Origin of the sequence: Arthrobacter sp. NPDC090010 (genome assembly GCF_044748305.1) — a bacterium.
Lineage (GTDB): Bacteria > Actinomycetota > Actinomycetes > Actinomycetales > Micrococcaceae > Arthrobacter_E.
The window spans coordinates 169,571-191,276 of sequence record NZ_JBIVFT010000003.1 but is presented as its reverse complement, the minus strand read 5'-3'; the positions used below and the strand labels follow the sequence as shown (position 1 = coordinate 191,276).

The following is a 21,706-nucleotide window of genomic DNA, read 5'->3' as shown; positions in this document are numbered from 1 at the left end:
AGGACGAGAAATGAGCGAACAGATTCACGGCGTCGACGCCCGGGACACCTTCGTCGACGGGGCCGAGCTGTACCCCGGTGACACGGGCGTGCTGCCGCTGCGCCTGCGCCATGCTCTGGTCCGTCTCCTCAAAGGCCCCTATGTGGACGGCGGACGGGACGAGAAGCTGTGGACGACTCTGACGGACCACCAGCAGATCCTGCGCTCGCGGCTGTCCGAGATGTTCCTCAGCCTGCACCTGGACCATGAGCGCAAGATCGCACTTCTGCGCCCCGTGGACCCGGAGCTGCTCGGGGCCGGGGCACGGTCCAGCCTCCTGCGCCAGCAGCGGTCCCTCAGCCGGGTGGAGACCATCGTCGTGCTGCGCCTGCGGCTCCTTCTGGACCGGCACAGTGAGGCTCAGACCGAGCCGACCGTGACGCTGGAGGAGATCTCGGAGATCGTGGCGCACTACCAGCCGGCCGCTGAGCAGGACGCCTACCGGGATGCCAAGACCGTCCAGACCGCTGTCGAGAAGCTCCGCGCCCGCCAGCTCCTCCTCCCCACCGGTCTGGAGAACGTCTACGGCATCAGCGGAGCCCTGCCCCTCGCCCTGCCCTTTGACTCCATCGCCGAGATCACCGCGCAGCTTGAGCGCCTCAAGCACGCCACGGAGGACGCCGTCGGCACGGAGGCGCTGCTGGAGCTCGACGGCGAAGCGGAGACCGGTGCGGACGTGGATGTGGACGAGGACGTGCACGCCGGCGACGGTGCGGACCGAGACGAACCGCTCGCCGAACTCGCGAGTTTCGTGCCGGATCGCGCAGAGAGTGAGCGAATTGACCCGTATCCAGCGAGCTCGGCGGGGCAGGACGGGTCGGTGGACCGCCCCGATGAATCCGTCGACGGCGGAACCGGCGAGGAGGAACTGTGAGCATCCCGGTGCTGTTGCCGATCGGTGACGAGATCAACCCCGGCCAGATGCGGCTGGCCCGCGTCCAGCTGGTCAACTGGGGAACCTTCCACGGTGCCCACGTCATGTACGTGGACCGCCGCGGCACACTGCTCACCGGCAATTCCGGTGTCGGGAAATCGACCCTCTTCGACGCCATGCTCCGCGTCTTCGACGCCCGGCCGCGCTCCAACGAGGCCGCCGCGGCACGGATGGGCGGTGCCGTGGACGACAAGCGCACCACCTACACCTACATGCGCGGCAAGGTCGGCGACAGGGCCACCTCCGACGGCGCCACGAGCGCCTTCCAGCGCCCCGGCGCCACGTGGTCGGCCGTTGCCCTCACCTTCGACAACGCCGCCGGCACCACCGTGACCCTGGCCGCCCTCTTCGACCTGCCCAAGAACGGCACCGAGGGCAATGTGGGCCGGCACTACATGATCGACTCCAAGCCCCTGGACCTGGAGACACTCGAATCCCTGGCGCACAAACGCTTCACACGTTCCAGCCTCGAAGACGCCTTCCCCGGCTCGCAGGTCTTCGACGTGCACCGCAACTTCGCCGAGCGGTTCCGCCGCATCCTCGGCATCGGCAGCGATCAGGCCCTGCCCCTCCTGCGAGTCATCCAAGCCGGAAAAGGCCTCGGTGGCAGCGTCAACACCTTCTTCCGGGACCAGGTGCTGGACCCTCCGGCCACGCTCGAGGCCGCCGACGCCGTCGTCGAGGAGTTCAGCAATCTGATCTCCATCCGCCAGCGCCTCGAGGACGTCCGCAGGCAGCGTGACGCGCTCGCCCCCGTGCCCCAGCTGAACAAGGACTACGCCCAGCACCTTCTGGAGGCCAACCGCCTCCGAACCCTCGGAGGCACCGAGTTCGACGCCCAGCGGCAGGCGCTCGCCGTCGTCGTCCATGAGAGCACCGTGGCCCGGCTGAAGGCGCTCGCCGCAGACAAGGCCGTGGCGCTCAAGGCCGAACGGATGAGCCGCGATGCGCTGGCCGCCCAGCTGCGCGAACTCGAACTCGACTACAACAACCAGGGCGGCAACGCGATCGCCTCGATCGAGGCGGGGCTTGAGAACGCCCGCCTGGCGCAGCGGCTCCGGCGCGATCTGGAAGCCGGCGTGCAGAAGCAATTGCGCGACGCCGGACTGCAGCTCGAATGGTCGTCCGAGGGCTGGGCGCAGGCGCACCAGCAGGCCGAGTCCCGGACCACGGAACTGGCCGGGGACGTGGAGTCCTTGCGGGCCCTGCGTTTCGAAGCCTTCGACGCGCACGCCACGGCCAAACGCGAGCTGGAGGAGGCTGCCCGGGAACTGAAGTCCCTCCAGTCCGGCACTTCGCTCATGCCCCAGCCGGCCTTGGAGAACAGGGCGGCGATCGCCGCGGCCCTGGGCGTCGACGCTTCCGAGCTGCCGTTCGCCGGTGAGCTCATGGACCTGCTGCCCACCGAGGAGAAGTGGCGTCCCGCCGCCGAACGGGCCCTGCGGAACCTGGCCACGACACTGCTGGTCCCGGGATCGCTGTTCGGTGCGGTCACCGAATTCCTGGACTCCACCACGGTGCGCGGCGCGCTGCGGGCGGTGGATGTCTCGCGGGTGCTGCCGGGCGCGCAGGCGGCGTTGACAGCCGTCGACGACGGCGAGCTGCTGACCAAGCTGCAGTTCCTGGATGCCGTGGCGCCGTCCCTTTCGGCAGCCCGGGAGGCCTCGGTGGAGTGGCTGCGGTCGCGGATCGCGCTGGACTTCGCCTACCCCTGCGTGGAGGATCCCGCTGAGCTGGCCGGGCTGGAACGAGGGCTGTCCCTGGGCGGCGTGGTCAAGCGGAACAGCCACACCGTGGAGAAGGACGACCGTTTCGCGGCCCGTCGCGACTTCGTGCTCGGCTTCGACAACGCCAGTAAGGTCGCCATGATCCAGGAACGGATCGTGGAACTCAAGGAAAGCCTCAAGGCCGCGGAGACCGTGGCGCAGGACCGCGAAGACTCCCATCAGGGAGTGGCCCGGCAGATCGAGGCACTGCGCCGGGTGGCCGCCGATCACCGTGATTGGTCCGAGGTCTCCGCCGAGGTGGCTGCGGAGGAGGTCCGGCGGCTGGAACGGCGGCTGGCTGATGCCCTGGCCGCGCAGGCGGATCTGGAGCCTCTGCGGGCACGGCTGGAGCAGACCCGTGGCCAGCACCAGACCAGCACTGAGGCTGCGGCGGTGCTGCAGAACGAGTACAAGGCGCTGGATTCCCAGCTCGTCACGGCCGACAAGCTCCTGGCGGCGGCCCGCAAGCGCGTGAGCGAGAATCCGCCCGCGCCGGAGACGGTCGCCGCACTGGCGCCCCGTTTCGAGGTGATGGGCGAGTTCGGCGATGTCGCAGAGCTCGACCTGGCCGCCGTCCGTGTCCGGGCCGAACTCCAGGACGAGCTGCACCGCGCGGAGAGCGCCGCCCAGGCCACCGCGGAGAACCTGACCCGGATCTTCGACGTCTTCAGCCGGGCCTGGGGTGGGACCGTCTCCGTGGACCACGGCACCGGTATCGGCGCCGCTCCGGAGTACGAGGAGCGGTACCACGCGATCGTCCGCGACGGCCTGCCCGCCCAGGAAGAGGAGTTCCGGGCGTTCTTCAACCAGCGCACCCACGAGTCGTTCTCCACGCTGCTGCACCTGCTGGATGAGGAACGGCGTGCCATCACGAGCCGCATCCTGCCCTTGAACGGCATCCTGGCGGGGGTGGAATTCCATGAGGGGAGCCATCTGGAGCTGGACATCAAGCAGACCGTTCCGGCCAGTGCGAAGGCCTTCAAGGATGCGATCTCACGGGCTTTGCGGGTGCGGGCCGGGCGTTCGGCCGCCGACGCCGCGGCTGCCGCTGCGGATGGCGAGGATGAGCTCACGATCCGCTACAAGACCCTGGAGAACCTGGTCACCAGGCTCTCCTCACAGGCTCCGGAGGATCGTCGCTGGCGGGCCGAGGTGCTCGACGTGCGTGGGCACTTGTTCATCGCCTGCAAGGAGCACCGCACGGTGCGTGTCGAGGGGGCGAAGCCACGCGCCGAGGTGTTCATGCACTCGGACACCGGATCCATGTCCGGCGGCGAGCGGCAGCGCTTCACGGCGTTCATCATGGCCGCGGCCCTGAGCTACCAGTTGGGCATCGCGGAGCAGGGTTTCACGAGCTACGGGACCGTGATGATGGACGAGGCGTTCGTCCTGGCCAGCGAGGAGTTCGCAGGTCAGGGCATCGCCGCGCTGCACGAGTTCGGCTTCCAGCTGCTCTTGGCTGCGCCGGAGAACGTGATCGACCTGTCCCGGCATCTCGGTTCCGTCACGGAGATCCTGCGGGACCGGCGCACCAACCGCTCCGGTGTCCTGCCGGTGGGTGGCAAGGCTGTACCCGGTCAGCCCCGGAGCGAGGCGAACCCCGTGGACATCCGGCTGGGGTAGGGGCCTCCTGGATTTTTCCGTCCCTGGTCCTGAGCCTGGTCCGGCCCCGTGGCCTGGTCCTGCCAGCCCGGCCCTGCCCCTCCCAGCCCGGCTCTGCCCCTCCCCGCCTGGCTCTGCCAGCCCGGCTCTGCCTCTCCCCGCCTGGCCTCGTCTCGGTCCCATCCCCGCTTCGGTCCTGTCCCAGCCCGGTCCGTCCTGCCGAAACAGTGGCTTGCGCGGGCCCGCGAGTTCGTGGGTTCCGGCTGAGTTCGTGGGTCTTATCCACGAACTCAGCCGGAACCCACGAACTCGGCCGGGGTGGGCCTGGCCGGGGTGGGCGTGGCCTGGATGGACCAGACTCGGGTGCGCCGGACGGGCCGGATCACGCCGTTCGATGGGGCTCGCGCTTTGACGGGCTCGATCCGCTCGGTTTTCTGGGCTGCTGTCGGTCCGTTGGACAGCCGTGGGACAATGGAAGGTGATGGCTTCCTCTCCTCGTAACCCCAGCTCCGAGTCCCCCAGCAACGGGAACGCGTCCGTGCGTCCGCAGCGCGGCGTCGTCGTGCGCGAAAAGACGGCCGGTTCCGCCCACGGCGAGGCCGTCGCCAAGGTTGCCATGGAGGAGAACCGGCCCCAGGTCCGCCCGGCAGCGGAAGGCTGGGAGCAGGCCCGCACCACCGAAGGCCGCCCGGTCCTGCAGTTCGCCTCGCCGCGCGTGAAGCAGCCCCCTCAGCATTTCGCGGACCTGTCCCTGGACGAGCGCGCCGAGAAGCTCAAGGAGCGCGGCCTGCCCGCGTTCCGCGCCAAGCAGCTCTCCACGCACTACTTCCAGCACTGGACCACGGACCCCGAGCAGATGAGCGACCTCCCCAAGGTAGGCCGCGAAGAACTCGTGGAATCCCTGTTCCCGCCGCTCCTCACCGAGGTCCGCCGCTTGCGCACGGATGACGGCAACACCATCAAGTTCCTCTGGCGCCTGTTCGACGGCGCCTTGGTCGAGTCCGTGCTGATGCGGTACCCCGGCCGCATCACGCTCTGCGTCTCCTCCCAGGCCGGCTGCGGCATGAACTGTCCGTTCTGCGCCACGGGCCAGGCAGGCCTGACGCGCAACATGTCCACCGCCGAGATCGTGGACCAGGTGGTGGCCGCCAACCGTGCCATCGCCGAGGGTGCGCTGGGCGAGAAGGAACACGACGACGAGCGCGTCACCAACATCGTCTTCATGGGCATGGGCGAGCCGCTGGCCAACTACAAGCGCGTCATGGCCGCAGTGCACCGCTTCGTGGACCCCGTTCCGCAGGGCCTCGGCATGAGCGCCCGCAACATCACTCTCTCCACGGTCGGGCTGGTCCCGGCGATCCGCAAGCTCGCGGATGAGGACGTTCCGGTGACCTTCGCCCTGTCCTTGCACGCCCCGGACGATGAACTCCGCGACGAACTGATCCCCGTGAACAACCGCTGGAACGTGGACGAGGCCATCGACGCCGCCTACGACTACTTCCGCAAGACCGGCCGCCGCGTGAGCATCGAGTACGCGCTCATCAAGGACATGAACGACCACGCCTGGCGCGCCGCGCTCCTGGCGAAGAAGCTCAACCAGCGTGGTCGTGGCTGGGTCCATGTGAACCCTATCCCGCTGAACCCGACGCCCGGCTCCATCTGGACGGCCTCCGAGCCGGAGATCCAGGACCTGTTCGTGGAAACGCTGCGTGCCGGCGGTGTGCCGACCACCTTGCGGGACACCCGCGGCAAGGAGATCGACGGCGCCTGCGGCCAGCTCGCCGCAGCGGAGTAACCCTCGGTGACGCACGACGGCGCCCCGACAGGAGCGCCCGACGGCGCTCGTGTGCCTCGCGGCGGGTCGTCCGGGACCGGACCGCCCGGGTCTGGCAGGTCCCGTGCCGCCGTCGTTTTCTTCCGCGAGATGCTGTTCAGCATCGGCCCTGCTCAAGGCGACCACCACCCGGCCGCGCGTGTGGCTCTGGGGCTGTTCCTGCCCCTGCTGATTCTGACCGTGATGGGCCGGCTGGACCTGGCCATTTTCGCCAACTTCTCGGCGTTCACCGGCATCTACGGGCGCAATGAGCCGCACCGGATGCGTCTGGTGACGCAGGCCAGGGCCGGCCTGTTGATGTTCGCGGTGCTCCTGGCGGCCACCCTCTTGGCACGTCTGAGCCCTGGGGGTGTTCTGGATCCCTGGATGAGCGTCGCGGCCACGACAGTGGTCGCCTGGGCCTGTTCAGTGATCGCAGGGCTGAAGCATCTGCGGCCCGCGGGTTCCCTGTTCTACATCTTCGCCTTCGCCGCCGTGGCGTCGGTGCCGCATCAGCCGCCGCTCTGGGAGGCCGTACTCACCTCGCTGCTCACCATCGCCCTGTGCCTCGGCATCGGGCTGCTGTCCCGGGTGAGAGCCTCGCACCGGACGCCGCTGAGCTGGAAGGAACTCGCCCGGGTCCGGCGGATCAGGGTGGCGCCGGCCGAGCGGCGAATGGTCTGGATCGAGTCGGTCGGCTATATCGTGGCGCCGGCCATCGCTGGTTCCGCTGCGACCGTCGTGGGCCAGTCGATGGGTTTCGGCCACAACTACTGGGCGATGGTCGCCGCCGTCGTGCCTCTGGTGGGTCAGACCACCCGGCACCGCGTGACCCGGGGTCTGCAGCGTGTGTTCGGCACCGTGGTGGGGCTGGCGGTGCTCGGGGCCATCGTCGCCTTGCGGCCGGAGCCGTGGGTGATGGTCATCCTGATCGCCCTGTGCCAGTTCGGTGCCGAATTGCTGATCACCCGCCAGTACTTCCTGGCCCAGGTCTGTGTGACTCCGCTGGCGTTGCTCTCCACCTTGCTCGTGGCACCGGTCGCGCCGGGTGCGTTGCTCCACGACCGATTCATCGACACCGTCATCGGTGCCGCCGTGGGCCTGCTCGTGGTCCTTGCTCCGGCAGCGTTCCGGCGCCTGGCAGGGGCCAGCCGGGCCTGAGCTTGCTCCTGGTGCCGAGGCCGGCCTTGCCCGCCGCCTTACCTGGGCCTAGCCTTGCCCGCCGCCTTACCTGGCCTCGCCCCCACCCCCACCCGAGCCCGCCTTACTTGCCCCCACCTGAGCCCGCCGAGTTCGTGTGTTCCGGTCGAATTCGTGGACTTAACCCACGAACTCACGCGAAACCCACGAACTCGGCGGATGGGCGAGGCCACGGACAGGCCAGGCCTGGGCCATGGCGCGTCAGCGGAGAACCTGGGCGAGGCCAGCCCGTTCAGCGGCCCTGGACGCGCTCCAGGAACTGGCGGGTCCGGTCCTTCAGGCCGTCGATGCGGTCCAGGACGACGGCGGCCGGGTCGGGATTGATCTCATTCTTCGGCGGCTCGACCCGCACATTGCTGTTGCAGTCGAAGTCCGCGCAGATGAGGGTGCCCACGGTGTTGCCATCACGTCCCGACTGTCCGGCGCGGCGGGCCACCCAGAGGAAAACGTCGTTCTTGGCATGTACCGCCCGGCAGAGTTCGCACAGCACGGACCGGTTCTTCCGGGCACCGGCCTCGGGGGCACGGAGCAGGACCGCGGTGACCTTGCCGTCGTCGGACGGGAACACCAGATAGCCGCGCAGAGGCATCTTGGGGTCGCGCCAGCCGAGGAGCTCCATGTTCTCCCAGTTCAAGGAGTCGAAGTCCTTGGGGAGGTTGAGCTTGGCGACCTCGGAACGGCTGGCGTTGACGAAGGAGGAACGGATTTTCTGAGCGCTGAGTTGCTGCATGGTTCTGTACTTTCACGAAGAGGAAGGCGAACCGCCGCCCGGATCCGTTCCCTTCGCTGCCGCGGCGGAAATGCGCGCCGCGTGCCGGCGCAGTGCGCGTCGTCGCCGGAGCGGAGACGCCGTCTGGGCCGGTAAGCAGGGCCATTGCGCCGGGTATCCGGGCGCAAAAGGAACAGGAGGGAACCGTGACGATGGTTCAGTGATGGCTGGAGGAGGGCAGGGGTGCGCAGCAGGCCATGATGGCCACCCCGCGATCCGCAGCACGGTGCACGGTGATGGTGCGCATGCTCGCCTCCTCTGCAGGCCCGGAAGAACCGGGCGATGTGAAAGTGCCGTTTCCGGCCTTTTCAGTCTATCCCCTGATCGGGCGGTCGGTGGCGGCTGGAGTGTTCGTCGGAGCGGGCGGACACGCCGCGGGGGCAGACGGAAGACTGTGTCCTTCATCACATCATGACGTCTGATAGGCGGGCCGCCTCCAATAAGTGATAAAAACTTAACGTATTTTCGTCGAAGTAGCTTAGCCTTGCCTAAGCACCTTTCACCCTTCCGAGGAGCCCCCATGCTGTCCGACGCCCCCCAGCCCAGCCGCCGTACCCTGCTCCGAACGGGAGCCGGCCTCGGCGCGGCGGTCTTCTCCGCCGTCGCTCTCGCGGCATGCAGCACGGGCCCCGCGGGTGGTGCCGCCGGCGCAACCACCACCCCTTCCGCCGGGGCGTTCCCGGTGACCATCAAGCACGCCTTCGGCGAGACCGTCATCAAGCAGCAGCCGCAGCGCGTAGCCACCGTCGCGTGGGTCAACGACGACGTCGCGATCGCGCTGGGGGTCGTGCCCGTCGGCCTGCCCAAGATCGAGTGGGGCGGCAACGACAAGGGATCCTCCCCGTGGAAGGACGCGGCGCTCGAGAAGCTCGGCGCGGCGTTCGGGACCGACAAGGCCCCGGCGATGTACTCGGAGGCGGACGGCATCAACTTCACCGAGCTGGCCAAGACCACGCCGGACATCATCCTTGCCGCGTACTCGGGCCTCAGCAAGGAGGACTACGAGAAGCTCTCCAAGATCGCCCCCGTGGTCGCCTACCCGGAACTCGCCTGGGGAACCCCCTGGGAGGAAGCCACCACCATGATCGGCAAGGCGCTGGGCAAGGAATCCGAGGCCGCCGAACTCATCAAGAACGTCGAGCAGCAGATCAAGGACAAGGCCGCTGCGCACCCGGAGATCGCCGGAAAGACCTTCATCTACGGCAACCTGGAACCGGCTAAGGGCGACGGCGTCAATGTGTACACCGCCAACGACAACCGGCCGCGATTCCTTTCCGCAATCGGCATGACCCTGGCGCCCGTGGTGGCGGACAAGAGCAAGGGAAGCAAGGAGTTCTTCCTTCCCTGGTCCGCGGAGAAGGCCAATGAACTCGCCAGCGACGTCTTCGTGACCTGGGTTCCTGACGCCAAGACCACCGATGCCATCAAGAAGGATCCGCTGCTCAGCCAGATCCCGGCCATCAAGAAGGGTTCCTTCGTGGCCTTCGAGGACAAGACGGTCACCCTGGCCACCTCCGCGTCCTCCCCGCTCAGCCTTCCCTGGGCCCTGGACACCACCCTGGAACAGATCGCAGCGGCGGCCAAGAAGGCCGGCAGCTAAACCATGTCCCTCATGGAGGACCGAAAGACCGCTCGCGGGGCCGACGGCCCGGAAGCAGCCGCTTCCGGGCGCCTGTCGCTCGCCCGCGCGCGAGTGAGCGGGAGCGTTCGACGGCGCAGCGGCCTCATGCTGGCACTCGCCGTCGTGCTCCTGCTCGCCGTCTTCGCCTCCTTGGCCGTCGGCGCTCGCGCCGTCCCGCTGCAGGAGGTGCTCGGAACTCTGGGGCACCTCCTCACGGGAACGAGCGTCCCGGCCGGCGGCAATGGAGACGAGGCGGTGGTCCTCGCCCGCCTGCCGCGCACCGTCCTGGCGGTCCTCGCGGGTGCGGCCCTGGGTCTTTCCGGAGTCGTCATGCAGGGCGTGACCCGCAATCCGCTGGCGGACCCCGGCATCCTGGGCGTCAACGCCGGGGCCGCCTGCGCGGTCGTGTTCGGGATCCAGTTCCTCGGACTGGCGACCGTGGGTGACTACCTGTGGGTGGCCTTCCTCGGTGCGGCCATCGCGATGGTTCTCGTGTACGTTCTGGCGTCCCTGGCCTCCAGAGCTCAGGGTTCCAGCGGGCCGACCCCTCTCTCACTGGCGCTGGCCGGCGCGGCGCTGTCCGCCGGACTCTTCTCCTTCATGAGCATGGCGCTCGTGACCCGGCAGGACACTCTGGACCGTTTCCGCTTCTGGCAGCTGGGCAGCGTCGCCGCCCGGGACTGGGACGCGCTGCTTCCGGCGGTCCCGTTTCTTCTGATCGGCGCGGTGCTGGCTCTGGGCCTCGCGCGTCCCCTGGACGGCCTCGCCATGGGTGACGACGCCGCGCGTGCGCTCGGGCAGCGCGTCGGCCTGACGCGCGGGCTTGCCGGGTTCGCCGTCGTCTTGCTGTGCGGTGCGGCCACGGCGATCGCCGGTCCCATCGGCTTCGTAGGGCTCGTCGTCCCTCACGCTTTGCGCCGCTTCACCGGTCCCGACCACCGCTGGCTGCTGACCGGCAGCCTGCTCGCGGCGCCGGCGCTGGTGCTCGCGGCAGATGTCGTGGGCCGCGTGGTCATGCTGCCCGGGGAGGTTCCGGCCGGTGTGCTGACCGCCCTGCTCGGGGCTCCTGTCTTCGTGGCGTTGCTGCGCCGGGGCAAAGGAGTGGGTGTATGAGCCGGACCATCACGAGCCGGCCGGACGCCGCCCAGTCGGCTCCAGCGCCCGGCGGGCGGAACCCGCGGACCGCGTCCGCCGTCCGTCGTCCGCGGCTCAGGCCTCTCACCCTGATCCGGCCTCTCACGCTGGTCCTGGCCGTTCTGGTCCCGTTGCTCGTGCTCGGCTACGTGCTGCTTGGCAGCTACACCGTGACGTTCCCGGACCTCGTGACCATCATCAGCAGGAACGTCCAGGGCGAGCCCGGCATCCCCGGGGCGAGCTTCATCGTGCTGGAGAACAAGATCCCGCGGGCCGTCCTCGGAGCCCTGGCCGGCGTCGCATTCGGTCTCTCCGGCGCGACCTTCCAGACCATGCTGCGCAACCCTCTGGCCAGCCCCGATGTGATCGGGGTGAGTTCCGGGGCGAGCGCCAGTGCCGTCGCTGCGATCGTGCTGTTCGGGGCCAGCGGCGCCACAGTCTCCATAGCCGCACTCATCGGCGCACTGCTGGTGGCTCTGCTCATCCACACCCTGTCCCGCGGAAGCCTGGGCGGCGGCAACGCCGGTCTCCGGCTCATCCTGGCGGGTATCGGCGTGGGCGCGGCCCTGCAGGCGCTGGTCCAGTTCCTCATGGCGCGCACGGACATCCGGACGGCCGCCGACGCCCTGCTGTGGGTCTCCGGTTCGCTCAACCCGGCCTCTGAGGAGCGGATCACCGTGCTCGGTCTGGCCCTGCTGGTGCTGATCCCGGCCATCATCTGGCTCTCCAGGCCACTGCGGATCCTCGAACTGGGCGACGACGCCGCCGCCGGGCTGGGCGTCTCCGTCCCTCGGGTGCGGATGGGCCTGCTGCTGACCGCGGTGGCGCTGGCCGCTTTCGGGACGGCGGCAGCCGGTCCGCTGGCGTTCGTGGCCTTCCTCGCTCTGCCGCTCGCCCGGCAACTCGACCCCCGAGCCGGGCTGCCCGCAGCCGCGCTGAGCGGTGCGGCCATCGTGGTCCTGGCGGACTTCGTGGGCGCCAATGTCGCGCCGATGCTTCTGGGCGGTTCCGTGCTGCCCGTGGGCATCGTGACAGGCGCCCTCGGTGCGCCGTTCCTTCTCTGGCTCCTGGTGAACCCGGCGGGCCGCCCCGGAAGAAAGGTGGCGTGATGCCGCAGCTCGACGCCCGGAACATCACCCTGCAGTATCAGGACAAGGCCATCGTGGAGGACCTGTCCCTGAGCCTGCCGGAGGGGCGGATCACCATGATCGTGGGCGCCAACGCCTGCGGAAAGTCGACTCTGCTGCGCGGTCTGTCCCGGCTCCTGAAGCCGGCCGGCGGTGCGGTCAGTCTGGACGGCAAGGACATCCATCACCGTCCGGCCCGTGAACTGGCCCGTGAATTGGGTCTCCTGCCGCAGCACCCGCTGGCGCCGGATGCGATCACGGTTCGCGAGCTGGTGGGCCGCGGACGCTATCCGCATCAGGGTTTCTTCCGGGGAGCCGGCCCGGAGGACGAGGCGGCCGTGCAGGAGGCGCTCGAGGTCACCGGCACCCTCGAACTGGCCGAGCGCCCGGTCAGCGAACTGTCCGGCGGGCAGCGTCAGCGGGTCTGGATCGCCATGGCCCTGGCGCAGGAGACCGAGGTGCTGTTGCTGGACGAGCCGACCACTTACCTCGATCTGGCCCACCAGGTGGAGGTGCTGGACGTGGTCACCGAGCTGAACCAGCGGCGCGGAACCACCGTGGCGATCGTGCTGCACGATCTGAACCTCGCCGCCCGCTACGCGCACTACGTGGTGGCCATGAAACAAGGCGCGATCGTGGCGCAGGGCCCGTCCCGCGAAGTCTTCACCCAGGAGCTGGTGTCCGAGGTCTTCGGCCTCGAATCCCAGGTACTCACCGATCCCGTGTCCGGCACCCCGTTGATCGTCCCGATCGGCCGGCACCACAGCGTACGACCTCAGGAGGCCCACGCATGAGCCGCACCCCGTCAGCCGCAGGAGTGTCCGCCGTCGAGCCCATGGCCATCGCGTTCCCGGTCCAGGTGACCGCCGTGCGGGAGGTGGGCGCGAATTACCGTCGGATCACCTTCGGGGGTTACAGCCTGCGGCAGTTCGGTGTGCACGGCGAACTTCTGGACGCCCGGATCAAGATGATCATCCCGCCCCGCATCGACGGCGGCTGGGCTGAGCTGCCCGAGTTCGATGCGCACGACGAGGGCTGGTACCAGCAATGGCTCGCCCTGCCGCAGGAGGTCCGGGGCTTCATGCGCACTTATTCGGTGCGGCAGGCTCGGCTGGATGCCGCCTACCCGGAGATCGACGTCGACTTCGTGCTGCACGGTGTGGACGACGACGGCGCGCCGTCGGACACGGACACCGCAGCGGACGTCGACGGGCGCCTCCGGCCGGCCGGCCACGGTGCCGGCCCTGCGGCGTCGTGGGCTGCCGAGGCGAAAGTGGGGGACCGGTTGACGATCATCGGTCCGAACAACCGTGCCGCGCACTGCATCACGGCCCAGACCTATGGGGGCATCGAATGGCGGCCCGGTCTGGCGCAGCGGGTCCTGCTCGCCGGGGATGAGACCGCCGTTCCCGCGATCTGCGCCATCCTGGAGTCCCTCCCGGCCTACCTGAGCGGGCACGCCTTCCTGGAGGTGCCCGAGGCGGGCGACTTCCAGGACATCCGTACGGCGGCCGACGTCGAGATCACCTGGTTGGCCCGCGGGGCCTCGATCGGGCGGTCCCGGCCGCACGGTGAGGTTCTGCAGGAGGCCGTCCGGCGCGCGATTCCCCTGCCCGGTCACACACGCTTGGGGGGTGCGACCGGAGCAGGGGTGGGGACCGAGCCCGGTGAGGTGGATGTGGACGCCCAGATCCTCTGGGACACGCCGCAGCTTCTGGACCCCGCCGAGGTCAAGGCCACTCGTGTGCCGGATTCCCCGTCCGGCGCCCTGCCGTTCTACGCCTGGGTGGCGGGCGAGGCCGGTGTGGTGAAGGAGGTCCGTCGCTACCTGGTGCGCGACGTCGGCCTGGACCGCAAGCAGGTGGCCTTCATGGGTTACTGGCGCCACGGCAGGGTCCTGGACTGACGCGTTCCCCAGGCTGAGTTCGTCTCACTGTTTCAGTGGGAGGATGGCCTAGCCGTTTCAGGCCACGGTGTGCCCCTCAACTCTGAGTCTTGAGCAGTTCGCCGATCGCAGGGCCGAGATACGCGGAATAGTCTTGTGTCAGATGGGATGTGTCGGCGCGAACGATGAAACCACCTGCTGTTCCGGTGCAGCGTCCCGACTGACAGAACAGGGGCGCCGTGTCGATGAGTCGTGCCTTTGGATACTGCGCAATGGCCGAGCTCAGATCATCGATGCTCTGAGAACGTTCTTTGCTGCTGAGATTGCCCGCGCAATCACTCGGGCGGCCCTGCGTGCTGTAGCAGTCGGTGATACTCCGGCCGGGCGGTGGGGGTGTCAGAACGGCGACACGCCGAGATGACTGTGTGACCACCTTGAGGGTCGCGTCCAAACCGGCCGGCATTGCGGTGTCGCCGGTGCGGCGTTCCCAGGAATTCTCGGCCTGAGAGAGCAGAGTGAGTGTCGGTGACAGCGCTTTCACTTTGCTTTGGGTGAAGCGGTGGTAGTCATCGCATTCCGGGAACGTGGTCCCATCGCCCTTCTTCACCGACACGGCGGCGAATGGACATTGCTGCATCGTGATGACGTGGATCTCAGCTTTGGGGAATGCCTTCTGGATTGCCGGGAGCCAACTGATGGCAATAGAGTCGCCGATGAGTGCGATCCGTTCGCTGGAACCGGGCGTGCCGTAGACGCAACGTTCTGCAGTGGCTTGGGGGTCGCTTTCGCCTGAGTGTTCCAGGGCGAGACAGCCGTCTTTCACCCAGGCGCTGGCTTTGGAGCCGTTGCCGACGGTGTCGATGCTGGGAGTGAGAGATGACGGCCAGGTCGTGGCGCCCAGCGAAGTGGCCACGGCAGCCCCGACAGCGTCAACCGCCGGGGTGGTGCTGGTTGGCCGATCACTCGGCGAAATCGACGTGTGAGCTGTGGGCACGTAGTTTGGCTCGGGAACTGGTACGAACGCGATTCCGACCACGGATGCGGTCACCGTGATGAGAGAGGCCACCGCGCCGTACTTGATGCTTTCGCTGTAATCGTGGCGCCAGTGCATCCATGCGCCTCGTTGAGATTTGCCCCACAGAGGACTCTTCCAGATTGGCAGTTCGAGGGCGTAGTACTGACCTATCGCCAGAGCGAATCCCACGATGACGAATCCAATGTATGCAAGCACTCCTGCATCGGGGTACAGAGCGTGGCCGAACACGATAACGGGGAAGTGCCACAGGTAGAGACTGTAAGAGATGTCCCCGATGAAGACAGATACCCGGTTGGTGAGAGGAGCCATCCGGGGTGCGGCCTCCCCTATTCCTGAGATGATCACAATCCCGGTCGCCGCGACGGGCAGCAGTGCCCATGGAGCAGGCCAGGTTGACTCCGGGGTGATCATGAAACACGAAGCGAAAATGCCCACCAGCCCTGCATATCCGAGAATCGTCCGAAATGTAGCCGGGATCCGTGTGAAAACAGGTGCGGCGATGGCGATCAGCGCGCCCACGCCGAGTTCCCAGCCTCGAGTGAATGTCGAGAAGTAGGCGATGGTCGGACTGCTGGTGGACTGGAAGAGCGCCCACCCGAAGGACGCAACGGAAACGAGCCCGATGGTCGCTCCGGCGATGAGTCGAGTTCTGCGTGCGGTCATTGTCATGAATCGCGCTGCGAGGACCAGCAATCCCAGCAGGAGCCACGGCCAAACAAAATAAAATTGCTCTTCAACCGAGAGGGACCAGTAATGCTGCAGCGGCGACACCGAGGAACCTTGCTGAAAGTAGTCGGTGCCGGCCGCCGCGAAGTTCCAGTTGGCTCCGAAGACGAAGGCCCAGAACGCGTCCCACGAAACCGATACTGCACGTTGTCTCGTGGAGAAGACAAAGGTGAATGCGACCGAGAAAAGCAGGACAGCCGTCGCGGACGGGACGATTCGCTTGAGGCGCCCTGCGTAGAACTTCCGGAAGGAGATGTGCCCGGTCCGTTCGTGTTCGCGCAACAGGAGCCCTGTGATCAGGAAGCCTGAGATCACGAAGAAAACGTCAACGCCGAGAAAGCCACCCGTAGGCCATCCGAACATGTGATCGCAGAACACGACGAGCACGGCGACGGCGCGGAGGCCTTGAATATCGCGCCGAAAATGCGATTGCTTCGCGTTGTCTCCGCCAGATACTTGAACGGCTCGAGGCACGACTTCCCCAACTTCCCTTGGCACGTCAGATGATTCACACGAGCGCCGTCATGAACTGCTCCAATAAAGCTTCAGTTTTCGGCTGCGATCTACTCGAACTTTGAGAACTGAACGATCGCCATTGCTAAAGTATCGCACGGCTGGTTGGAAGACGGGTTCCAGCCGGAAATTTTTGAGAAAGTGACAGTTGGAGGCCGGAATACGACGAGTAGGCAGCCTTGCTCAGGTAGAAATTCTTCGGAAGTGCGAGCGGCGGCATCAGGTGATTGCGCTCTGAAGGTCCGCGGTCTAGAGGCGCGATGATGTTCTTCGATGAATTCGTTCTCCTTAATCATGTCCGGCGCTTCCCGGCCGCCCTTGGTTCAACGAAGGTCCGCCAGGGGTTGATGCTTCGCCGAGCCCGCTAGTTCGGTGCGAAACCGCTCATTCCGGAAGCGGTTTCGCACAGAACTAGCGAACTCACGGGCGGGGCGGGTTCAGCGGGCTCACGGGTTCAACGCGAACCGCGAGACCGGCCGTGAGAATGCCTGGAACCAAAGTCGCGAGTTCACCATCTCGTTCCGCAGCCGTTCCATGGCCGTTCCCCGGAGGGCCTAGCCTGCCAGTGTGACCGAGAGGAACGGGGTGCGCAGGTATCTCGCCCTGGGGGACTCCTTCACCGAGGGCGTGGGCGATTGGCACCCCCTCATGCCCAACGGGGTCAGGGGATGGGCGGACCGGGTGGCTGAGCGCCTGGCCAAAGCGCAGCCTGGCTGGGAGTACGCCAACCTCGCGATCCGCAGCAAGCGGCTCCGCCACATTATCGATGAGCAGCTGGAACCCGCCTTGGCCATGCGCCCCTCGCTCATCACGCTGTACGCCGGCGGCAACGACATCCTGGACCTCGGCACCGATATGGACCGTCTCATGGAGGAGTACCGGAGCCTCGTGGAGCGCCTCGCCTCGACGGGTGCGCGTCTAGTCCTCTTCACCGGCTACGACGTGAAGGTGTCCGCCCTCCTGGAGCCGCTGAAGAAACGCAACACCCTCTACAACCACCGGGTCCGCGAGATCGCCGCCGAGTTCGACGCGGTCTTGATCGACTACTGGTGCTTCGATGCTTACGGCGACCCCCGGATGTGGGATTCGGACCGGCTGCACATGTCCAAAGCGGGGCACAAGTATCTGGCAGCCCGGGTCCTGGAGCAGTTGGGCGTTCCTCATGCCATCAAGGAGAAGAACTGGGAACCCATGCAACGGCGAGGCCTGCGCGAGTGGGAGGCGGAGCAGCGGCGTTGGGTCCATGACTGGGTGGTTCCTCTGTTCGGGCGCAAGCTCCGCGGGGTCACGCTCGGAGACACGCTGCAACCGCGCTTCCCGGAACCGGTGAAGGTGCCGCGCAAGGGTGGGCTGCGCAAGTTCGTACGACGGCGGCTGGCGGAGTCCGCGACGTCGCACGCCGGATCCCCGGAGAAAGGCTAGGGAGGTCTCATGACGCTGGAACTCACCGGCCCGGTCCGTTTCGTGGCGCTGGGCGATTCGTTCACGGAGGGCGTCGGGGATGTTGCGCCGTCTTTCCCGCACGGCTGCCGCGGCTGGGCTGACCGGGTGGCTCAGAGGTTGAGCGGGCTCAACCCGGAGACCCGCTACGCCAACCTCGCCGTCCGCGGGCGTCGTCTGGACCGGATCGTCGAGGAGCAGTTGAGTCAGGCGCTCGACATGCAGCCGACCCTGGTCAGCCTGTACGCCGGCGGCAACGATCTGCTCATGGCACGGCTGGATCTGGACGATCTGCTGCGCCGGCTCGAACAGGCGGTGCTGACCCTGCGCCGGAGCGGGGCTCAGGTCCTGCTCTTCACGGGGTACAACGTTCCCCTGTCCCCTTTGCTCGAGCCGTTCAAGCTCCGCAACGCCGTCTACAACACGCGCGTCCGGCGGATCGCCCGGGAACTGGACTGTGTGCTGGTCGACTATTGGTGTTTCGAGCGCTTCCAGGACCGGACCCTCTGGGCACCGGACCGGCTGCACATGTCGGTGGCCGGCCACGAGTACATGGCGGACAAGGTGCTTGAACTGCTCGGCCTCGGCACGGGCCCGGCGGGAGAGCCCGGAACGTCATCGGACTCTCCTGAGTGGAGTCTGCGGGAACGGATCGCCGACGACGTCGCGTGGCTGCGCCGCGATTTCTCACCCTGGCTGTCCCGCAAGATCCGGGGTGTCTCCAGCGGCGATGCGCTCGCCGCCCGATGGCCTCGGCTCAGCCGTGTGGACGCTGTGACGGGCCTTCCGCTTGTGACTCCTGAGCCGGTGGTCCCTGAGGTGTCCGGGCCGTTCTTCGCACGGTCCGCACCCGCAGCCGCCCACGCCAATGAGGCCGACGCTCTGGTCGGCTGACTTCCTGGTTCGGGGCGGAGACTCCTACGCCGTCGTCGTGCCGGATTCCGGAAGCAGCGCTTCGTAGCCTTCCGCCACCCGGTTCGGTACGAATTCTTCGATGTCGAAGTCGGCCACACCATTGACGTAGAACGGATCGCGCTGCACCGCGGCCGTCACCTCGTCGAGAGGGGCGGTGGAGAGCAGGATGCCACCGGTCCGGGGTGATTTGCGGCCGGATGCGACGAAGAGACCTTCGCTGTAGCAGGCGTCGAGCCATTCCAGGTGGGCGGGGATGTGGAATTCCACCACATCGAGCGAAACCTTGTAGCTGAGGGAGACCACGATCATGCTTCCAGGGTAATCGGGCGTTCCGCGCAGCGGTGAGCCGCCAGCCGGCGGATCAGGATGCGACGGACTGCTGAGCTCGTAAGGCGCCTGGATCAGACCAGACCGCAGCGAACGGTCTGGAGTGCGGGCCATACCGGGTCGTGGTCTCCGACGAGATGGAGGACGCCTTCGTTTCCGTGCCAGTTCAGGGTGTAGGAGCCATGAGCGACCGGCTTGTATCCGTCATCCGCGGTCCAGGAGCCCGTGCGCGATGCGATTCCGAAAGGCCAGGCGGAGTACACCTCGCCGCTGCCGGCGAAGAGGAAGGAGACTTCTCGTACGACGGCCCGGCAGCCGTTGGCCGCCGGGGGATCGAGAACCCTGTAGCTGGCGCCGAAGTCATTGAACGCGCCGCTCAGGCACAGGAGGCACAGCGCAGAGATCGAGATGGTGCGGAACACCAGTACGCTCCGAGCGACTGGAGGGACGGTACTGCCGCGCGCCGCCAGGTAGGCGACCACGAGAAGCGTCAGGTAGGCGATCAGCAATATGCCGCTGATCGTCCAGAAAGGCAGGACGTTCGTCCCGATGACCACGAGCAGCCCGGCAAGGTGCGCCAGGGCCGACGCTATTGCAAGCACCAGACATGTCGTTCCCAGCCGCCGCAGATGCGAAACGGTGCGTGAGCTCTTCACTTGTCCTCCGGTCCCCATGGGCTGAGAGTCTAACTGTCCCGATGTTCCGTAACCCCGCGCTGACCTCGCCCGGAAGGAGAACTAGAATTTCCTCTATGACGGACGTGCAGTGGCTCAATCCTTCAGAGCGGCGTGCTTGGCTCGCCGTGGTGAGCGTGAGCACGCTCCTGCCGGCGGCACTGGACACCGATCTGAACAACCGGGGCAGGCTTTCGCTCTTCGACTACAACGTGCTGGCCATGCTCTCCGAGACGGAAGGCCGGTTCCTTCCGATGAGTGAGCTGGCGGCCCGGACCTCCGCCTCCCTTTCGAGGCTGTCCCATGTGGTCACCAAATTGCAGGGACGGGGCTGGGTGGAGCGGCAGTCGCATCCCCAGGACGCGCGTGTCACGGTGGCTCACCTCACCGAAGACGGCTACACGACCCTGGTGCGCCTCGCCCCCGAACACGTCGAGGTGGTCCGGGAACTCGTTTTCGACGCCCTGGATGAGCGTGACGTGGAGGATCTGGCCCGGGTGGGGGAGAGAATCGTCGCCCGTCTGAATTGCGAGCACTGGATCCTGCGGGAGAACCAGGCGCTGAAGGAATCTTGCGGAGAGGAACACGATGCCTGAATTCACCACACGATATGTCGCCCTGGGGGATTCCTTCACGGAAGGCGTCGGTGACGTCGACGCCGCTCGCCCCAATGGTGTGCGGGGCTGGGCGGATCGGCTGGCACTGATGCTCGCGCAGGACGCGGGCGACGGCGTCGTCGGCTACGCGAATCTGGCGATCCGCGGGCGCAAACTGCGAGGCATTCTGACGGAACAGGTTGACGCGGCGCTTGCGCTGCGCCCCACGTTGGTCACCATCTACGCGGGGGCCAACGACATCCTGCGTCCGAAGGTCGACATCGACGCGCTGCTCGCCGAGTACGGCAAGGCAGTGGTGCGGCTCCGTGAATCCGGCGCACAGGTACTGATGTTCACCGGCTTCGACGCGCGTTCCTCAAAGGTTTTCGGGGCCATGCGCGGGCGTACCGCCATCTACAACGAGCTGGTGCGGGGCATCGCCGAGGACTTCGGGGCCACCGTGGTCGATTACTGGCGCTTCGATGAGTACAACGACTGGCGCTTCTGGGGTGAGGACCGGATGCACATGTCGGCCCTCGGTCACCGGAACATGGCTGAGCGGGTGTTTCACCGCCTGAATGGACGCCAGACCCCTGTCGCTCCGGCGGGTGCTTTCCAAGCGCCTGTCCTGCCCGTCGTCGCACCTCTGCCGGCCGCCGATGCGTTGAAAGCCAATGCGGAATGGACCCGCGATGCCGCGTTGCCGTGGATCCGCCGTCGTCTGACGGGGACCTCGTCCGGTGATTCGCTCAGCCCGCGCTATCCGCACCTGGTGGATGCTGCCATGCTGGGAGATTGAGTCTGAGTGATCCGGCCGAGTTCGTGGGTTCTGTCCGAGTTCGTGGATTAAGCCGACGAACTCGGACAGAACCCACGAACTCGGCCGGAGGAGCCGTAGCCCGGAGGCGTCCCACCTGTGAGCAGCACGGTCCCTGAACGGCGCCGATTCGCCTTAATTGACGGACGTCGCTAGACTTGATAAGCGCTCAGTTGTGTGAAGTGTGCCTGATTGCTCCGGCTTGCAGCGGACCTCGCGGTCAAGCTCGCCGGTAGTTAGGGGCTCAAGTCAGCCATTTCTGTTTCCCGTGCTCATCCTTTCAGGGGTGACGTGCGTGGACGCGACGGCAGCGCCCGGGAAGGAAAACCGTCCCGGTATCACTGAACATCGAGGAGTCGATCATGGCAGCACACTGCCAGGTGACTGGGGCCGAGCCGGGCTTCGGGCACAGCATTTCGCACTCGCACCGCCGCAACAAGCGTCGGTTCGACCCGAACATCCAGAAGAAGCGCTACTGGGTTCCGTCCCTGCGCCGTAACGTGACCCTGCAGGTTTCTGCCAAGGGCATCAAGGTCATCGACCAACGCGGTATCGACGCTGTTGTCGCCGAGATTCTGGCTCGTGGGGTGAAGCTCTAATGGCAAAGAAGGACAAGGACGTACGTCCGATCATCAAGCTGAAGTCCACCGCGGGCACCGGCTACACCTACGTGACGCGCAAGAACCGTCGTAACGACCCGGACCGCCTGGTCCTGAAGAAGTACGACCCGGTTGTCCGCCAGCACGTTGAATTCCGAGAGGAGCGCTAAACA

General features: G+C 66.9%; 19 protein-coding genes. 15 read left to right on the top strand and 4 right to left on the bottom strand.

The genetic code is table 11. The features are described 5' to 3' along the window. Positions 1 to 10 precede the first annotated feature (10 nt). The 4 genes from ACIPXZ_RS06295 to ACIPXZ_RS06280 all read left to right on the top strand — a co-directional run bounded on the left by ACIPXZ_RS06295 (position 11) and on the right by ACIPXZ_RS06280 (position 7,315). Positions 11 to 913 (top strand): DUF4194 domain-containing protein, encoded by a 903-nt coding sequence (locus ACIPXZ_RS06295; protein WP_400591439.1) that lies wholly within the window; start codon positions 11 to 13, stop codon positions 911 to 913. After that, a complete protein-coding gene (locus ACIPXZ_RS06290; RefSeq protein ID WP_400591437.1) occupies positions 910 to 4,362 on the top strand; it encodes an ATP-binding protein in 3,453 nt (1,150 codons plus the stop codon). Before ACIPXZ_RS06295 ends, ACIPXZ_RS06290 begins: the two co-directional genes overlap by 4 nt. Positions 4,363 to 4,957: 595 nt before the next feature. Then, positions 4,958 to 6,136 carry a 23S rRNA (adenine(2503)-C(2))-methyltransferase RlmN gene (gene rlmN, locus ACIPXZ_RS06285; RefSeq protein WP_400591934.1) on the top strand — a complete coding sequence of 393 codons (1,179 nt, stop codon included), beginning with the start codon at positions 4,958 to 4,960 and terminating at the stop codon, positions 6,134 to 6,136. Positions 6,137 to 6,265: 129 nt separating this feature from the next. Continuing rightward, the gene (locus ACIPXZ_RS06280; protein ID WP_400591435.1) at positions 6,266 to 7,315 is read left to right on the top strand and encodes an FUSC family protein; all 1,050 of its coding nucleotides are present in this window, start codon (positions 6,266 to 6,268) and stop codon (positions 7,313 to 7,315) included. 271 nt (positions 7,316 to 7,586) lie between these two features. On the opposite strand, the gene ACIPXZ_RS06275 is transcribed toward ACIPXZ_RS06280, so the two are convergent. Beyond that, positions 7,587 to 8,084 (bottom strand): FBP domain-containing protein, encoded by a 498-nt coding sequence (locus ACIPXZ_RS06275; protein WP_400591433.1) that lies wholly within the window; start codon positions 8,082 to 8,084, stop codon positions 7,587 to 7,589. A gap of 559 nt (positions 8,085 to 8,643) precedes the next feature. On the opposite strand from ACIPXZ_RS06275, the gene ACIPXZ_RS06270 reads away from it, so the two are divergent. Genes ACIPXZ_RS06270 through ACIPXZ_RS06250 form a run of 5 tightly spaced genes read left to right on the top strand, consistent with a single transcriptional unit; the run spans position 8,644 to position 13,911 of the window. Next, positions 8,644 to 9,723 (top strand): iron-siderophore ABC transporter substrate-binding protein, encoded by a 1,080-nt coding sequence (locus tag ACIPXZ_RS06270; protein WP_400591432.1) that lies wholly within the window; start codon positions 8,644 to 8,646, stop codon positions 9,721 to 9,723. A gap of 12 nt (positions 9,724 to 9,735) precedes the next feature. Beyond that, positions 9,736 to 10,857, top strand: coding sequence for a FecCD family ABC transporter permease (locus ACIPXZ_RS06265; RefSeq protein WP_400591430.1), 1,122 nt, complete (start codon positions 9,736 to 9,738; stop codon positions 10,855 to 10,857). Further along, a complete protein-coding gene (locus ACIPXZ_RS06260; RefSeq protein ID WP_400591428.1) occupies positions 10,854 to 11,987 on the top strand; it encodes a FecCD family ABC transporter permease in 1,134 nt (377 codons plus the stop codon). The genes ACIPXZ_RS06265 and ACIPXZ_RS06260 overlap by 4 nt, the downstream gene beginning before the upstream one ends. After that, positions 11,987 to 12,799, top strand: coding sequence for an ABC transporter ATP-binding protein (locus ACIPXZ_RS06255; RefSeq protein ID WP_400591426.1), 813 nt, complete (start codon positions 11,987 to 11,989; stop codon positions 12,797 to 12,799). Before ACIPXZ_RS06260 ends, ACIPXZ_RS06255 begins: the two co-directional genes overlap by 1 nt. Beyond that, positions 12,796 to 13,911, top strand: coding sequence for a siderophore-interacting protein (locus tag ACIPXZ_RS06250; protein ID WP_400591424.1), 1,116 nt, complete (start codon positions 12,796 to 12,798; stop codon positions 13,909 to 13,911). Before ACIPXZ_RS06255 ends, ACIPXZ_RS06250 begins: the two co-directional genes overlap by 4 nt. A 76-nt stretch (positions 13,912 to 13,987) precedes the next feature. Here the strand turns inward: ACIPXZ_RS06250 and ACIPXZ_RS06245 are convergent, their stop codons facing one another. Continuing rightward, positions 13,988 to 16,126 (bottom strand): acyltransferase family protein, encoded by a 2,139-nt coding sequence (locus tag ACIPXZ_RS06245; protein WP_400591422.1) that lies wholly within the window; start codon positions 16,124 to 16,126, stop codon positions 13,988 to 13,990. 606 nt (positions 16,127 to 16,732) lie between these two features. Here ACIPXZ_RS06245 and ACIPXZ_RS06240 point away from each other — a divergent pair. Both ACIPXZ_RS06240 and ACIPXZ_RS06235 read left to right on the top strand, forming a co-directional pair. Next, positions 16,733 to 17,587: an SGNH/GDSL hydrolase family protein gene (locus tag ACIPXZ_RS06240; protein ID WP_400591420.1), complete on the top strand. Its 855-nt coding sequence runs from the start codon at positions 16,733 to 16,735 to the stop codon at positions 17,585 to 17,587. 9 nt (positions 17,588 to 17,596) lie between these two features. Further along, entirely contained in the window at positions 17,597 to 18,499 is a 903-nt protein-coding gene (locus tag ACIPXZ_RS06235; RefSeq protein WP_400591419.1) for an SGNH/GDSL hydrolase family protein, read from the top strand. A 24-nt stretch (positions 18,500 to 18,523) separates the two neighbouring features. Here ACIPXZ_RS06235 and ACIPXZ_RS06230 read toward each other — a convergent pair whose 3' ends face one another. Both ACIPXZ_RS06230 and ACIPXZ_RS06225 read right to left on the bottom strand, forming a co-directional pair. Further along, positions 18,524 to 18,829: a YciI family protein gene (locus tag ACIPXZ_RS06230; protein WP_400591417.1), complete on the bottom strand. Its 306-nt coding sequence runs from the start codon at positions 18,827 to 18,829 to the stop codon at positions 18,524 to 18,526. Positions 18,830 to 18,921: 92 nt separating this feature from the next. Next, positions 18,922 to 19,503 carry a hypothetical protein gene (locus ACIPXZ_RS06225; protein WP_400591415.1) on the bottom strand — a complete coding sequence of 194 codons (582 nt, stop codon included), beginning with the start codon at positions 19,501 to 19,503 and terminating at the stop codon, positions 18,922 to 18,924. A gap of 95 nt (positions 19,504 to 19,598) precedes the next feature. Between ACIPXZ_RS06225 and ACIPXZ_RS06220 the strand changes: the two genes are divergently transcribed. The 4 genes from ACIPXZ_RS06220 (at position 19,599) to rpmG (ending at position 21,703) form a co-directional block, all read left to right on the top strand. Continuing rightward, positions 19,599 to 20,117: a MarR family winged helix-turn-helix transcriptional regulator gene (locus ACIPXZ_RS06220; RefSeq protein ID WP_400591413.1), complete on the top strand. Its 519-nt coding sequence runs from the start codon at positions 19,599 to 19,601 to the stop codon at positions 20,115 to 20,117. Further along, the gene (locus tag ACIPXZ_RS06215) at positions 20,110 to 20,916 is read left to right on the top strand and encodes an SGNH/GDSL hydrolase family protein (protein WP_400591411.1); all 807 of its coding nucleotides are present in this window, start codon (positions 20,110 to 20,112) and stop codon (positions 20,914 to 20,916) included. The genes ACIPXZ_RS06220 and ACIPXZ_RS06215 overlap by 8 nt, the downstream gene beginning before the upstream one ends. 380 nt (positions 20,917 to 21,296) lie before the next feature. Next, positions 21,297 to 21,533, top strand: coding sequence for a 50S ribosomal protein L28 (gene rpmB / locus ACIPXZ_RS06210; protein WP_066214183.1), 237 nt, complete (start codon positions 21,297 to 21,299; stop codon positions 21,531 to 21,533). After that, a complete protein-coding gene (gene rpmG, locus ACIPXZ_RS06205) occupies positions 21,533 to 21,703 on the top strand; it encodes a 50S ribosomal protein L33 (RefSeq protein WP_066213893.1) in 171 nt (56 codons plus the stop codon). The genes rpmB and rpmG overlap by 1 nt, the downstream gene beginning before the upstream one ends. The last annotated feature ends 3 nt before the right edge of the window (positions 21,704 to 21,706 follow it).

Excerpts from the sequence above, each read along its gene's own strand:
- ACIPXZ_RS06295 (WP_400591439.1), top strand. The coding sequence starts at position 11 with ATGAGCGAACAGATTCACGGCGTCGACGCCCGGGACACCTTCGTCGAC.
- rlmN (WP_400591934.1), top strand. The coding sequence starts at position 4,958 with ATGGAGGAGAACCGGCCCCAGGTCCGCCCGGCAGCGGAAGGCTGGGAG.
- ACIPXZ_RS06280 (WP_400591435.1), top strand. The coding sequence starts at position 6,266 with ATGCTGTTCAGCATCGGCCCTGCTCAAGGCGACCACCACCCGGCCGCG.
- ACIPXZ_RS06275 (WP_400591433.1), bottom strand. The coding sequence starts at position 8,084 with ATGCAGCAACTCAGCGCTCAGAAAATCCGTTCCTCCTTCGTCAACGCC.
- ACIPXZ_RS06270 (WP_400591432.1), top strand. The coding sequence starts at position 8,644 with ATGCTGTCCGACGCCCCCCAGCCCAGCCGCCGTACCCTGCTCCGAACG.
- ACIPXZ_RS06265 (WP_400591430.1), top strand. The coding sequence starts at position 9,736 with ATGGAGGACCGAAAGACCGCTCGCGGGGCCGACGGCCCGGAAGCAGCC.
- ACIPXZ_RS06260 (WP_400591428.1), top strand. The coding sequence starts at position 10,854 with ATGAGCCGGACCATCACGAGCCGGCCGGACGCCGCCCAGTCGGCTCCA.
- ACIPXZ_RS06255 (WP_400591426.1), top strand. The coding sequence starts at position 11,987 with ATGCCGCAGCTCGACGCCCGGAACATCACCCTGCAGTATCAGGACAAG.
- ACIPXZ_RS06250 (WP_400591424.1), top strand. The coding sequence starts at position 12,796 with ATGAGCCGCACCCCGTCAGCCGCAGGAGTGTCCGCCGTCGAGCCCATG.
- ACIPXZ_RS06235 (WP_400591419.1), top strand. The coding sequence starts at position 17,597 with ATGACGCTGGAACTCACCGGCCCGGTCCGTTTCGTGGCGCTGGGCGAT.
- ACIPXZ_RS06230 (WP_400591417.1), bottom strand. The coding sequence starts at position 18,829 with ATGATCGTGGTCTCCCTCAGCTACAAGGTTTCGCTCGATGTGGTGGAA.
- ACIPXZ_RS06220 (WP_400591413.1), top strand. The coding sequence starts at position 19,599 with ATGACGGACGTGCAGTGGCTCAATCCTTCAGAGCGGCGTGCTTGGCTC.
- ACIPXZ_RS06215 (WP_400591411.1), top strand. The coding sequence starts at position 20,110 with ATGCCTGAATTCACCACACGATATGTCGCCCTGGGGGATTCCTTCACG.
- rpmB (WP_066214183.1), top strand. The coding sequence starts at position 21,297 with ATGGCAGCACACTGCCAGGTGACTGGGGCCGAGCCGGGCTTCGGGCAC.
- rpmG (WP_066213893.1), top strand. The coding sequence starts at position 21,533 with ATGGCAAAGAAGGACAAGGACGTACGTCCGATCATCAAGCTGAAGTCC.